Origin of the sequence: Streptomyces sp. RGM 3693, assembly GCF_050471125.1 — a bacterium.
Classification (GTDB): domain Bacteria; phylum Actinomycetota; class Actinomycetes; order Streptomycetales; family Streptomycetaceae; genus Streptomyces.
Genome location: NZ_JBMPPQ010000003.1, coordinates 1 through 13,765 on the forward strand (window position 1 = coordinate 1; position 13,765 = coordinate 13,765).

The following is a 13,765-nucleotide window of genomic DNA, read 5'->3' on the forward strand; positions in this document are numbered from 1 at the left end:
GGCTGCGTGCCTGCTCCGCAGGCACGCGCAAGCAGCGCTCCGCGCTGCTGTGGTGAGCCGATCACTCCGTGATCTGCTCCCCTCCTCCGCGTGCTATGTCTACCTGCAACTTTGATAGTGGTTACGGTGGTTGAGAAGGCGTCCGCTCCGCGTCTGCCTTCAGGGCTGGCTGGCACTGTGGGGTGGCGGTGGTCGAGGCATCGTGCGGGTTTCCTCTGGGTGCGCCTCTCCCGCTGCTGCTCCAGCATATCGGTACGGGCAGGACGCTGACACTCATAAGGAAGCAGAAAAACTATGGGATCTCCGAGAGATCGGCGTCCTCTTCTTTGGTCGTCGCTGGCCAGTCCTCGTGGAGGATTTCGCGCATCAACTGTCTATGTTTCTGGGGTAGTTGATCGGAGTTCTGCTTGGTGCGTGTCTTGCAGAGCCACGGGCCGATCATGACTCGCTGCCCGTCGACCTCGATCCACTCCCGGGCACCGGGTACACGGCCGTGCCGTTCCATGAAGGCGCGCAGCAGTGTCGTCATCTGTTCGAAGGTACGACGTGTTCTCCCGCTAGGTCGGGCCTCGTCGGATGTCGTCTTGTGTACGGGCAGCGAGATTTGATCCAGAGTCAGGCCGAGGTGGGTCAGGCGGTCGCGTTGGCCGTCAGAGAGCTTGTTCCAGGTGGTGAGCTGTCGGTGCAGCCAGCTGCCGACCTTCACGCCGTTGACCACGGTGTCGCGGCGCAGCGTGGCTACGTGGTGGCCAGCTTCGATGTGCCGGCGCAGGAGGTGGTATTTGCGGTGCCAGTCGGGTCCGTGAGGGAGCGTCCAGTCGGCGTCGAGGGCGGCGAGTTGGGCTTCGCGGTCCGGGTGGAGGTGGTTCTTGCGGGCCAGAGCGCGCTGGTCGATGAGGAATTGGCCGCCGGGTTCGATGGCGGGGATGGCGAGGTGGCCGTAGGTGGTGTGGAAGACCTCGACGGTCGCCATGTGCCCTTGCCAGGCGGCCTCATGGGCGTCCCAGATCATGCCCAGATCCTCAAGTTCCCTGACCCAGTCTGCGGTAAGGGAACCTTGGTCGTAGGCGGTGCGCTGGCCGTCGATGAATTGGCCGAGGCGGTAGCCGTAGGCGTCGGTGTAGTCGACCGGGACCTTCAGGTGGCCGTGTTCGGCGTGGTAGCGGATGGCCGCTGCCAGGCCGGTACGGCGGGGTGCGGAGAGCACGGCGCCGGCTGAGGGCCAGGCCAGTAGGTCCATGGCGCGGGCGATCGTGCCAGGGTCGAGGGTGAAGTCGAAACGGAATCGGCGTGTAAGGAGGCGGTGTGTGTCGCCGTCCAGGCGGTGCGCGGTGGTCTTACGTGGGGCGGAGGCGGCGATGGTCTGGTCGTGGTGGCGCAGCGCGGCGGTGATCAGCCAGAGGGCCTCGTAGGGGGTGTCGAGGAGGTCGGTGGGGTCGGCGTCGGGTGGGATGTAGGCCGGGATGACCAGGCTCGCGGTCTTCACGTCGACGGTGGGGGGCTTGCGCAGGGCGCGGCCTAGGGCCTGGACGATTCGGCGCACGCTTTCGGTGCGGGAGGCGAAGACGATGGCGTCGACGGCTGGCAGGTCGACTCCTTCTGAGAGGACCTGGGCGTTGGTGATCACGGCGCGGTCGGCCTTCGCGAATTGGTCGAGGATTTTCGTGCGCTGGTCGGGGGTGTGGTTGCCGTTGATCGACGAGATGGAGAGGGTGCCGGCCCAGGAGGGGCGCTGCTCGGGTGGGAGGGTGCGCAGGGTGTGGGGGAACTGTCGGGCGAAGTCGGCGGCGTCGGCGACTTGCTGGAAGTAGACGATCACATGCTTGAGGTCGTGGTCGGTCATCGCTTTGAGGACCGCCAGGTGGAGAGCGGTTGTCCGGCGCGCGGTCGGGGCGAAACCGGTGTGCGCGTGGTCGGGGTCGGTCAGGACCGTGCGCAGGTCGGTGCCGGTGATGGTGGGGACCAGGAGCTGGTAGTCGGCCAGGACTCCGTCCTCGATCGCCTGGGCGTGGGTGTAGGTGTGCAGGCGGGGGCCGAAGACTTTCGGATCGTCCATCGAGGCGATCAGGGACGGGGACTCCCACGCCGGTGCGGTCGACGCGGTGCGCTTCGGGCGCGGGCGGACATCCGGGGCCTCGGCCAGGCGCGGTGCCTCCCACTCATAGGGCGTGGCGGTCAGGTACAGGCGGCGATCGGTGCGGATCCGGGAGGAGTCGTGGACCATGGTCCATTCCTTGTCCCAGGAGCCCGCGGTGCGGTGCGCTTCGTCCACGATGGCGAGATCGAAGACCGGAGCGGGGAAGACGGAGTGCCGGATTTCCTCGATCCGCAGGAGGGAATCGAGGGTCACGAGCACGGTCGCTGGCTCGTTCTTCTTGGCGCGCTGGGCCAGCCAGTACGCCAGGTACTCCCCCGAACCGGTGGACACCGCCCCTGCCTTGGCCAGCACGGGGTGTTTGTCCGCGTTCAGTGACGACACCGCCATCAACGGCTCCATGCGGCCGTCCGCGCGAGCCGCAGCCGCCCACTGTGCGATCAGGTCCCTCGACGGCACCACCACCAGCAGAAACCGGATGTCGAGGGCCTCGGCCGTACGCAGGGCGATCAGCGTCTTGCCGGTGCCGCATGCGGAGACCATGTGGCCACGCGAACCCGGCTTTCGCAGGCCGCGTACCCCACTGTCCACCGCCGCCTGCTGATCCGGGCGCAGCACCCGGCGGGCGAGAACAGAGGAGTCGGCTGGGGGCGTGTAGTTGTCCGGGATGGCAGAGCTGGGGTTGGTGGCCATCGGTCCTTGGGAGAATCGGCTGAACGTCGCGGGGCAGAGGGGAGGTTACTGGTAGAGGAAGTCCGTCCACCACATCTGGAGTCCGTCGACCAGGGCGACGGCGGTGTCCGCCGCTTCCCGGCGCTCCGCAGCTGTGCACGCGTCGTAGATGGCGTTGGTCGGTCCTGGGTTGTGGTACTGCGCAGCGAGTCGGCGGAAGGTGGCCGAGGGGCGGAAGACGGAATCCGCCGACGCGTCATCATCTACAAGCTCCGCGGGAAGCCCGCCGTATGTCTCCGAAGTGATCAGGCATGCCCAGTCGATCAGTTTGCGTGTCGTCCATACGTCGCCTGCGACGCGGTCGAGGAGCCTGGAGCGGCACTCGTGGCATTCGTCCACCGTCGCGTAGAACAGCTGGTCCAGCAGGGCGGTGTCGGCCCTGGTCGGAAGGTCCGGGCGCAACTCGGACGGCGGCACGAACTGCCGTTGCCGACGGCGGACCGTGGCCGCATTGTGTACATGGTCAGCGCCGATCACGATTCTCTCCACGGCCGCCTCCAGCAGGCTCATTCCTCGGCATCACAGTTCATCATCGCGCGCCCCCCTGCGCGGCAGCTGTAGAGCAACGAACACGCCGCACAGCGGTAGATCTTCTGGTAAAGCGGCGTGCCTTCGAAAGCGGGGTAGCGGTGGTACGCGAGGAAGCGTTGCCTGCTCGGCCCACTCGGTACCCTTGCAGGTGTCAAGTGTGCTTCGGTGCTGATGTTTTCCTGCGTGCCGCAGCAGCTCTTCGGACCTGGGTTTGCGCAGCGCGGTGGCGGCCCCGAGGGTCTTGCCGATGTCCGCGTCGCCGTGGAGACACGTCATGTAACCGCCTCGGCTGCGTCTTCGATCGCTGTCTTGGCGATGTTCAGCGCCCGGGTCGGCACCAGGCAGGCTTGATCGAGCCAGTCTCCGGGGACAGCGAACTCTTCCGGCGGAACTGTCAACGTGTGGTGCTGGATGGGTAGTTGAGACATGCTGAGGGCGCTGCCGGCTGGTGGTGTCGGCTGCTTCAGGCAGCGCAGCCGGTGACCTGGCGCCAGACGGTGAGGCGGTGGGTGATCTCGGTGCGATAGTCACGGGCTGTGAGGAGGTGGCGTCGGGGCCGGAAGTGGGGTGAGATGCCGCTTAACGCGGGCAGGAACCGTTGCGCGTGCCCCGCGGAGGTGAAGCGGCGCATGGCCCGCTCCCGTTGCCTCGTGGGCTGGTGGCTGTTCTCCGGGATACTGTATGCGGCCCTGCTGGTGTGCGACTCGCGCAAGCTGGAGCGTCAGCCCGGCCGGTGATCCGTCTGCAGACTGTAGTCGTCGATCCCGGCAAGGTCTCAACAGCGAACCTAGGAATGCAGTCCGCTGGCGAGGTCGTCCTGGACCATGTCGTCCCGCTCAGCCGGCGTGAGCCACCGGGCGGATGAGCCGACGGCGGTCCGCTCCACCCACAGCACATCATCGACGGCCTCGGCAACGGCGTGTAGGTGACTGATCACCATCACCAAGCGGTCGCCCCCGGCCTGGGCGCGCAGTACCTCCAGTGCCAGGTCCAAGGCTGTGGTGTCGAGAGCGGCGAAGCCCTCGTCGAGGAAGAGGGAGCCGAGAGCCGGCCCACTGCGGGAATGCAGTTCGGCAAGTGCCAGGGCCAAGGCGAGGGACGCCATGAACTTCTCCCCTCCTGACAAGCGATTCGGGTGGTGGGCGACCCCGGAGCTGCGGCTGATGATGTCGAAGTCGTCTGCGAAACCGAATCGACCGTCGGACATCTGTCCGAGCAGGTCGCTGGCGACGCCGAGCAGTGCGCGAGTTCGCAGTGTGGTGAGGTGGCCCAGGAACTTGGCGTCGACCAACTCGCGGCGTAGTACATCGAGGGCTTCATAGCGGGTTTCGCCTGCGGTGATGGCGAAGTCCAGGTCAGCGGCCGGCTTGATCAGGTCCTGTGCTTCTCGCTGTTTGCAGCGCTGGTCTTCGGCTTCCTTGGTTGCCTGCGCGGCTGCGGCAACGAGGGGGTGAAGTGATGTAGGTGTGGCCAGGTCGGCTGAGGCGTCGAAGTCGTCGATGTCGGCGAGCGCGGCTGCATGCTCACCAAGGCGGCTTTCGGCGGCGGATGCGCGTTCTGTCGCCATGGCGGCTCGCTCGATGAGCTTGTCGCCGAGTACTGAGGTCGTCACCGACAGGGCAGCGGCGTAGTGGCGGACCTCGGCGATCGTCGGCTGGGTGGGAGCCTCTGGCAGCGCTGGCCGGTCGGCCTCCTCGAGTCGGGTGCGAGCTTGGTCTGTGGCCTGGGCCCACGCGTCGAGGTTGTCACGCAATCTGCCGAGGGGACGTTCCAGGCGGGCGTGAGTGTCGTGGTCGAGCGTGCGCTGATCGGCGAGCACCGCGGTCTTCTCCGCTCGGGCTGCTTCCCTCTGGTCGAGCAGCTCTTGGAGCTCGGCCTGCCGGGCGTTGACTGCTGTGGTGGCGGCGTCCGTCTGTCCGACGACGATGTCGATCGGGTCGTGCGACAGCATCACCTGGATCCGCGGGGGAAGCATGCCAATGTCGGCGGCGGTCCTTGTTACGGCCCGGGCATGCCGCTCTTGAGCTGCGGATGCATCTCTTTTGTCGCGATCATGCACTTTCTTGCGTTCTGTCAGTGTTTTGCGGTCCGCTTCGATTCCAGCGGTGCGGCGGTGCTCCTCGGCTTGCAGCTTTTCGGCGTGTGCGGCGGCCGCGTGTTCGCATGCGGCGATGGCGTGGGTGATCACTGCGGTGTCTTGCTCGGGGTGCTGCTGGTGCGGTGCTGCGACGGTGGGGGCGGCCAGGACAGTGGTAGCGGCGGTCAGTCTTGCTGAGGCTGACCGGGCGTCGAAGTCTGTGCCTGCCTCGGTGGCCAGGGCCTCCAGGCTTCGGAAGGCTCGTTCTGCTTCCTGGGTCGTCTCCTGCGCCGTCTGCTGTGCGCTTTGGTGCTCGTGGTCACGTTCGAGCACCGCTTCATCGGCGGCGGTCACGGTGGCGCGGGCTTCGGCGCGCAGGTCGATGGCCCTGTTGTGTGCGCTCTTGGCCTGCTCTCGTTGCGTGTGCGCCTCGGTCAGTTCTTCCGCGTCGGCCGGTACGGGGTGGAAGTCGGCCGGGAGCTGCCGGCGGCATACAGGGCAGTCGTCGCCGGGGTGAAGTTCGGCGGCGATCGCGGCTGTCTTTTTCCGCAACCGCAGCGCCTCCAGGTGTGTCTCGGCCGCGATGAGATCTTTGTGGGCCGCAGATGCCTCGGCCTCCACCGGGCCGAGATCTTTGTGGGCAGATTCCTTCCGGCCCACTGCGGTGGCGTGGGCGCGCGTGGTGTCAGCGACGCGCCGGGCCGTCGAGAGGGCCGCGTCCAACGCGGTGCGGACAGCTGTGCTGTGCGTACGGATCTGCTTGCTGGTCTCGGCGGCGGCACGGGCTTCCTCTGCCGTCGCTTCGACGTGTGCGGCCCGTTCGGCAAGTTCCGCTTCCGCCGTGGCGATGGCATCGCGTTCGTCGTCGAGTTGTGTGGTGAGGGAGACCAGCCGGTCGCGTTCGCCTCGGTGTTCCTCGGCGGTTTCTGCGAGGGTCTTCAGGAGCAGTGCGGCCTGGGCAAGGGCGTCCCGGCCTTCTCCTTGCTTCTCCGCCGCGCTGATCGCTCCGGTCAGTTCCTCTTCCCTGGCCGCAGCCTGCTCGGCACGCCGGTCGAGGAGATCGCGCCGTGTGGTGAGGTCGGTGGCGGCATACTCGAGCGTGTCGAGGACGGTGTCGGCGTCGGTCACCTGGCGCGCTGCCAGGCTCTGACAAGCGCTGGTGGCTGCCGCCGCAGTGTCCCGGGCTTGCGAGATCTCTTCTTGCAGCGCCGTGATGCGGACGACGGCGGTGTTCAGGCGTTCGGCCTGGGCTGTGGCCGCGTCGGCGGCCGCACCGGCTGCGGCGGCCGTCTCCCGCGGGTTGTCCGGCATGGGGGCCCGTTTGGCTTTCGCATCGCCCAGGAGTTGCTGGAGCGTGCGGCCGTGGCGGGCGGCCAGGTTCCGCACTGCTTCCAGTGATTCGGCACCGAACAGCTCACGGAGCCGTTCGCTGCGCTCCTTGGGAGCAGCGGTGAGGAGCTGGTCGAACTTGCCCTGCGGGAGCAGCCCGACCCGCAGGAAGGTGTCGTAGCTCATCTGCAGCACCGTCTTGATGCGGTTGTCGACGGCCGTGGCGCCGTCGGTCTCCTCACCGGTGTCCAGGTTTTTCAGGTGGTGCCGGCCCGCGTTCGGGTTGGTGGCGTGCATGGTGCGGTGGACACGCCAGTTCTGCCCGTCGTGTACGAAGGTGAGTTCGACGCTCATGGCCTGTGCGCCGTCGGCGATGAGCTGCCGGGGTTCCTTGGCGTCCCAGGAGCTTTTGCGGAACAGCGCGAAGGCGATGGCGTCGAGCAGGCTGCTCTTGCCGGCGCCTGTGTCGCCGAGGACCGCGACCAGGCTCTTGCCGGCGAAGTCGACGGTGGCCTGGGCGGGGTAGCTGCGGAATCCGGTGAGGGTGAGTGTCATCGGTTTCATCGCGTGGTCTCCGCGTCGGTGGTGTCGATGCCGGTCAGCAGGCTGGAGCGGTCAAGGGTGTCGAGGGGTTGGCCGGCGATGGCCGCGGTCAGCAGCGTCTCCTCGCAGCACGGTGCGGGGTCCTCCGGGTCGGGTTCGGCTCGCAGGTGGGCGAAGGCGGCCATGGCGCGGTCCAGGGCCGGGCCACCAGTGCCGCGGTCGGCGAGGTAGTCGTGCAGCAGGCCGTCGATGTCGGGCAGTTCGGCGGTGGAGGTCTGCCGGTCCAGCACGCGGTGGGCTGCGCCGGTACGGCGCTCGTCGATGTCGACGAGTGTCGCCTGGGGCAGCATCTTGGCGAGGGTGGCCGGCAGGGACGGGTCGAAAGTGTCGACGTTCACCACTGCTTTCACCCAGGCGTCCCCCACGCGGGCAGCGCGGTGGGCGATCTGTTCCAGGGTTCCTTCGAGGCGCACCAGACGGCGGCCTGCGGTGAGCGGTTCGAGTTCGATGCGGGGATTGGTGTCCGGGCCGATCTCGGCGAGTACGACGCTCTTGGTGTCGCCGGTCTCGCCGAAGTCCATCTGCAGGGGGCTGCCGGCGTAGTAGGCGGGGAATCCGGCACGGCCGACGGGCTGGGGTTTGTGGATGTGGCCGAGGGCGCCGTAGGCGACGTCGGGCAGGTCCGCGGCTGCGGCCGCGTACTCGGTGCTCAGGGAGATGCGCCGCTCCGAGTAGGACGGGAGGGCTCCTTCGATGAACAGGTGGGCGGCGTAGATGAGGACATCCCTGGGGCCGCGGTCGGCGGTCAGGCGGCGGTAGACCTCGGCTTGGACGGTGCGCATCCGTTCGGCGTAAGTCGCGGTGGTCAAGGCGGGGTCGGCGAAGTCGTAGGTGAAGCGGTTGGGGTGCAGGTAGGGCAGTGCGCCGATGCGCAGGGTGAACTCCCCGTTCCTGGTCGGGTATTCGGCGAGGAGCAGTCTGTCGGGGCGGGCGTCGGTGGCGAAGCGGACCCGGGTCTGGTCTCCTTCGCGGGCGCCCATGTCGTTGAGGACGTACTCCAGGAACGTCAGGACGTGCGTGGTGTCGTGGTTGCCGGCGACGACGACCACGGGCGCGATCGTGCCGAGGCGGCGCAGTGACTGGGCCGCGCGGCGCATGTCGTCCAGGCTGGGGCGGGGGCTGTCGAAAAGGTCGCCGCTGTGCACGATCAGGTCGGGGGCGTAGTCCTCGGCGATGGCGATGATTTCATCCAGGACGGCGTCGACCTCGCTGTCACGTCGATGACGGCCGATCTGGCGGCCCAGGTGCCAGTCGGAGGTGTGGAATACGCGTCCCGTCACGGGTGCCTCCAGAGCAACGGCCTGCGGGGCGGCGCGGGTTGCGCCGCCGCGGCCGGAGGTTCGGTGACGCCGACTGTACCTCGAATCACAGGAAGAGTCTGGAAAACTCTGGAACTCTGGTACCGTCTGGTGCATGAGTGATCCGCTGGACGCCCTGGAGAAGAGCATCGGCACCCTGCGCCGCGCGATCCGCGACGCAACTGCCGCCGGTGACACCGAACGGGCCGGCGAGCTGCGGATGCAGCTGCGCCGCGCCGAGCGGGCCTGGGACGCCCTCGTCGACGCCGGTGAACCGGCGGCCGCCCCGCCCCGCCCAGCGCCGGAAGCTGCTCCGGCCGCCCGAGGATCGCAGCTCCCGGCACGCGAACACGTCCACCGCGCCCTGATGCTCCTCGGTGTCCCGGCCGCGCCCAAGCTGATCGTCGGCGTGCACGAGGCGTTCTTCCCGGGAGAGCTGTCCGCATCCAAGCTCTCCAGCCTGCGCCGGGACGAGGAACGCTCCTACCGCTCCAGCCCGGGAGCCCGGCCGTACTACCTGTGCCCGGCATTGGCGCACGACCTGCTGACCCCGGTGCGGGCACTGATCACCATCAGCACCTGGACGCTGGAGCAGCGCGTCATCGGCCCGCTGTCCCCACGTGTGGACTTCCTCACCGGCGCGATCCGCATCGCCGAAGCGGTGCGTACTTCCGCCGAGTCCGCAGCGGACGGGCCCAGTCCGCAGGCCCTGCGGCTACTGTGGCGCTTCGCCGTCAACATCCCCGACGCCATGCCGAAGAACGCCTCCAGTCACGAGGGCGCCCTGGATGCGCAGCAGGTGATCGGCGCCGCCCAGACCGAGCTGGACGTGCATACCGACACCGACCGCGCCACCCGGACGGCGTCCGCGCGGCGGGCCCGCAAGTCCCTCGGTGACGACGAGCAGTTGTTCGGCGCGCCCCTGCGGGGCGTCACGCATCTGCGGTCCGCCCGCGCCTGATTTCCATCTCCCCGCATCCTTTTATCCTTCGCAAGGATCTACGAGACCGTGAAAGAACCAGTCGACGACCGCCTCGACGCACTGCGCGGATCCGCGAAGCGCCTGGACTACAACGCCCGGTCGCTGGCGGCCCTGGAGAACAACCCGCGCTGCACGCTGCGGGCCCTGCTGGACGCCGCCGGCTCCGACAAGGCCGCGATCGCCACACACATCGGCCACCCCCCGTCCTTCGGCCAGTCCTCCTTCGCCATCACCCGCGGCAACGCCTTCGAGGCGATGGTGAAGGACAACGGCTGCGCGGAGCTCCTGCGCGTCCTGCGCGAGACCCTGGAGCTGACACTGCCCGAGGTGGGGTACGAGGACCTGAACGACGTCGGCGGCGACGGCCGCTCCAAGGAGCGCCATGAGCGCACCGAGGAGGTCCTACTGCGGGCCGCCCGGGGCGAGGGCGACAGTACCTTGTTCGACCACCCGGTGCTGCGCCTGCAGATCGGCGGGCACAAGGCGTACCTGGAACCGGACTTGGTGGCCTTCCGCATCGACGGACGCTTCCACGTCGTGGAGATCAAGAGCTTCCCGATCATCGACGAGCAGGCCGCCCCCGCCCAGGTACGGGCGGCGACCACGCAGGCATGCGCGTACATCATCGCGCTGCGCGACCTGCTCGGGCGGGCCGGCATCAGCGAGGAGGCCGTCTCCGACACGATCGTGCTGGTCGCGCCGAAGGACTTCACCAACCGGCCGACCGGGGCGTTCGTCGACGCCCGCAAGCAGGTGGCCGCCCTGACGCGTCAGCTGTCCCGCATCGAACGCATCGGGAACCTGGTGGACCTGCTGCCCGAGGACCTCACCTTCGACCTCGCCCCGGACACGGAGGATCGGCCCCGGCGCCCTCCCGAGGAGCTGACCGAGGCACTGGATCAGGTCCTCGTGACGTACCGCCCGGATTGCCTGAACCACTGCGAGATGGCGTTCTACTGCCGCTCCCGCGCCCGCGCGGAAGCCTCGCTGGATGTCCTCGGGCCGGTGGTGCGCGAGCAGTTCGGCGGCATCGACACCACGACCATGGTCATGGGGCTGGCTCGCGGAGAACTGACGCCGAGCGAGGACCAGGTGGAGATGGCCGCAGCCCTGCAGCACGCCGCACGGCTGCGCGCAGAACTGGAAGACCTCGGGGGTGCGGCATGAGCACGCTATCGGCGCTGGCCCACGTGCAGGCCATGGAGTCGATGCAGGCGGTGCCCCTGACCGAGTTCCGGCACCAGCACCTGTCGGGCCGGCCGCTGGTGATCGTCCCGCTGGCCATGGCCGGAGAGGCCGGGGCTCCGCTGGCCGCGATGGTCGGCTCCGCCAAGAGGAACGGGACCCTGCTCGTCGTGGCCCAGCCCCGCAACCGCGACCAGCGGTTCGCGTTCGCCGCCGGCCTCGGCCGGATCGTGATGGACTACATCGACTCCTTCCGCCAGGACCGCCGCGGGGAAGGCGAGCGTTCCCGGTACACCGACGCGCCTCAGATCCTGGTGCCCAACCCCGGCGGCATCAAAGCCCTGGCCGACCTGGGCCGCATGTGCCGCTTCCGTGCGACGTCCGGTCCCTACGCGGTGCCGGACGTCGTACCGGAGTTCGGCATGTGGCTGACGTTCCTGGTCGACAGGGCCGAACAGACCGGCACCTCCATGCTGCTGCCCGTCACCGCATTGCTCACCGAGCACTGGGCGACCGGCCAGAGCACGCTCGAGGACCAGAACCTCGCCTCCCTGATGGCCTGGATCGCTCCCCCGTCGGGCTTGAGCGTCGAGCAGGCCATGGCCGACGCGGAGAACCCGGACGTGTGCCCGCCGGCGGGCCCGTCGACCTCCCCCGAGTTCGACAACCGCGACCTGGCCCCGGCGATCAGAAAGTTCGACACGGCCCACGCACTCGGCGACCCGCACGCGCTGGCCGCCGCCGAGACCGAACTGCGGGAGCTGATCGCGGGACAGATCCAGCCCACCTGGCGCATGGTGTGGCAGGCCATATCACTGCTGCGCTCCGTGCCCGAGGCACCGCGGACCGCCAAGCGCTTCGAGGGCGACTGCAAGGCCTTCACGGACTACTCCGACTACCGGGACTCCGGCGGGCTTCCGCAGCGCAAGCGGGACACCGCGATCGGCGCGGCCCGGCGGCTGGGCTGGCTGGAGCACGCGCTGGCCGAATTCGAGTCCGACATGGCGTTCGACGATCGTTTCGTGCTGGCCGACCGGCGCAGCGCAGGTGAGGCGTTCGCCGGGACGGTCGTGGAAGCCGAACCCAGCCGGACGGTCACCACGGACAAGAACAGGCGGGTGCCACGGCCGCGCATCACCGTCCGCACCGAGGATCCCGTGCGGCTGTCCGCCGACACCAAGCTGGTCAGCCCGTCCATGCCGGCCGGACACAAAGCCATGATCGTCTCCGTCCTCCCCGACGGCGCCACCACACGGGTCACGGTGGAGATCACCGGCGGCATGGGACGCGGCCGCGTCCCGAAGCAAGGCACCGTCCCGGAACCGGGCCAGCGCATCGCCTATCTGCCCGACCCGGGGTGGCGCCCGGCACCGCAGTTCCCGGCCTCCGACGCCACCCCGTGGACACACAGTGCCGCCGACGGGGGCGGCACCGATTCCGCCGTTCCCGAGGACGCCGCCGCAGAGGAGTGGGGCAATGAGGACTGACACCAGCACAACGCCCGAACCGGCCGTGCCCGACCCTGCAGCGGCCGCGGCCGCTGCCACCAGGGCGATCCTCGCGGACATGGCCGACAGGCGTCACAGGGCCGTGGTCGTCGACTCCCCTCCGGGCGCCGGCAAGAGCACCCTGGTGGTCCGCGCCGCCCAGGAGCTCACCGACAGCGGCGAGCGCCCGATCATCGTCGCCCAGACCAACAACCAGGTCGACGACCTGGTCGTGCGTCTGGCCAGAGAGCATCCCGGCATCGCCGTCGGACGGTTGAGCGCCACCAGTTACACCCCGTCTCCGGCCCTTGGCACTCTGACGAACACCGCCGTCGGCCGCACCCTGGCCGACCTGGCCGGCTGCCGGATCATCGTCGCCACCGCCGCCAAGTGGGCCACCGTCCGAGACGCCGCGTTCGGCTGGGCGATTCTGGATGAGGCCTACCAGATGCGCTCGGACATGCTGCTGCAGATTGTCGAACGCTTCGAGCGGGGCCTGTTCGTCGGTGACCCCGGCCAGCTGGACCCGTTCACGATCGTCGGTACCGAGCGCTGGATCGGGCTGCCGCACGACCCCACGCAGAACGGCGTCAGCGTGATGCTGGAGCACAACCAGAACATTCCTGTGCACCGGCTGCCGGTGTCCTGGCGCCTGCCGTCCTCGGCCGCACCCACCATCGCCCAGGCGTTCTACCCGTTCGCCCGCTTCACCGCCGGAACCGGTGAAAACACGCGTGCCCTGAAGTTCCGCACCGCCGGGCTCGCCCGCGCCGATCTGGACGAGACCCTCGCGCAGGCGTTCACCACCGGCTGGGCCCTGCACGAACTGCCCCGCCGTCATGTCCCGCGTACCGACACCCAGACCCTCCAGACCGCCGCCGACCTCGCCGGCCGGCTGCTCGACCGCGGAGCGGTCGCCACCTGCGAGCGCCACCCGGGAGGCCGGCCCCTGCACGCCGGTGACATCGCCATCGGCGTTGCCCACCGCGACCAGGCCGACCTGGTCCGGGCCGCGCTCGCCCGGACCGGCAGCCCCCGCGCGTCGGACGTGGCGGTGGACACCGCGAACCGGCTGCAGGGCCGCGAGTTCGAAGTCGTCATCGTCGTACACCCGTTGTCCGGCCGCCGGGACGCCACGGCCTTCCACCTCGAGGCCGGACGGCTGTGTGTACTCGCCTCCCGCCACCGGCAGGCGTGCATCGTCGTCGCCCGCGAGGGCATCGCCGACCTCCTGGACAGCCACCCCTCGACCGACCCGGTCCATCTGTCCGTGCGCGCCAAGTTCCCCGACGGCTGGGAAGCCAACCAGGTCATGCTGGACAAGCTCGCCCGGCACCGCGTCGCCGCATGACACCTGCGCGGGTGCCTGTGCCCGGGGGAAATTCCAGCAGGATTCGCAAATTCATTCGTTTTTCGGGTTTTGTCAGTGCCGGTTTCTACAGTGAA

General features: G+C 68.8%; 8 protein-coding genes and 1 pseudogene. 4 read left to right on the forward strand and 5 right to left on the reverse strand.

What is annotated here, in order from left to right:
* Positions 1-292: 292 nt before the first annotated feature.
* From ACO0M4_RS28675 to ACO0M4_RS28695, 5 genes and pseudogenes are all read right to left on the reverse strand, one after another.
* Positions 293-2,788 (reverse strand): Helicase associated domain protein, encoded by a 2,496-nt coding sequence (locus ACO0M4_RS28675; protein ID WP_430373986.1) that lies wholly within the window; start codon positions 2,786-2,788, stop codon positions 293-295.
* Between the two features lie 45 nt (positions 2,789-2,833).
* Complete coding sequence (locus ACO0M4_RS28680) at positions 2,834-3,337, reverse strand: hypothetical protein (protein WP_430373987.1); 504 nt, start codon at positions 3,335-3,337, stop codon at positions 2,834-2,836.
* 484 nt (positions 3,338-3,821) lie between these two features.
* Positions 3,822-4,028 (reverse strand): annotated as a pseudogene (locus ACO0M4_RS28685) (IS6 family transposase); the annotation flags it as partial.
* Between the two features lie 117 nt (positions 4,029-4,145).
* A complete protein-coding gene (locus ACO0M4_RS28690) occupies positions 4,146-7,328 on the reverse strand; it encodes an AAA family ATPase (RefSeq protein WP_430373988.1) in 3,183 nt (1,060 codons plus the stop codon).
* Positions 7,325-8,647: a metallophosphoesterase family protein gene (locus ACO0M4_RS28695; protein WP_430373989.1), complete on the reverse strand. Its 1,323-nt coding sequence runs from the start codon at positions 8,645-8,647 to the stop codon at positions 7,325-7,327. Before ACO0M4_RS28695 ends, ACO0M4_RS28690 begins: the two co-directional genes overlap by 4 nt.
* Positions 8,648-8,780: 133 nt before the next feature.
* Between ACO0M4_RS28695 and ACO0M4_RS28700 the strand changes: the two genes are divergently transcribed.
* Genes ACO0M4_RS28700 through ACO0M4_RS28715 form a run of 4 tightly spaced genes read left to right on the forward strand, consistent with a single transcriptional unit; the run spans position 8,781 to position 13,670 of the window.
* Entirely contained in the window at positions 8,781-9,626 is an 846-nt protein-coding gene (locus ACO0M4_RS28700; protein WP_430373990.1) for a hypothetical protein, read from the forward strand.
* Between the two features lie 48 nt (positions 9,627-9,674).
* Positions 9,675-10,814 (forward strand): hypothetical protein, encoded by a 1,140-nt coding sequence (locus ACO0M4_RS28705; protein ID WP_430373991.1) that lies wholly within the window; start codon positions 9,675-9,677, stop codon positions 10,812-10,814.
* Positions 10,811-12,319: a hypothetical protein gene (locus ACO0M4_RS28710; RefSeq protein WP_430373992.1), complete on the forward strand. Its 1,509-nt coding sequence runs from the start codon at positions 10,811-10,813 to the stop codon at positions 12,317-12,319. Before ACO0M4_RS28705 ends, ACO0M4_RS28710 begins: the two co-directional genes overlap by 4 nt.
* On the forward strand, positions 12,309-13,670 hold the full coding sequence (locus ACO0M4_RS28715) for an AAA domain-containing protein (protein WP_430373993.1): 1,362 nt from the start codon (positions 12,309-12,311) through the stop codon (positions 13,668-13,670). Before ACO0M4_RS28710 ends, ACO0M4_RS28715 begins: the two co-directional genes overlap by 11 nt.
* Positions 13,671-13,765 lie beyond the last annotated feature (95 nt).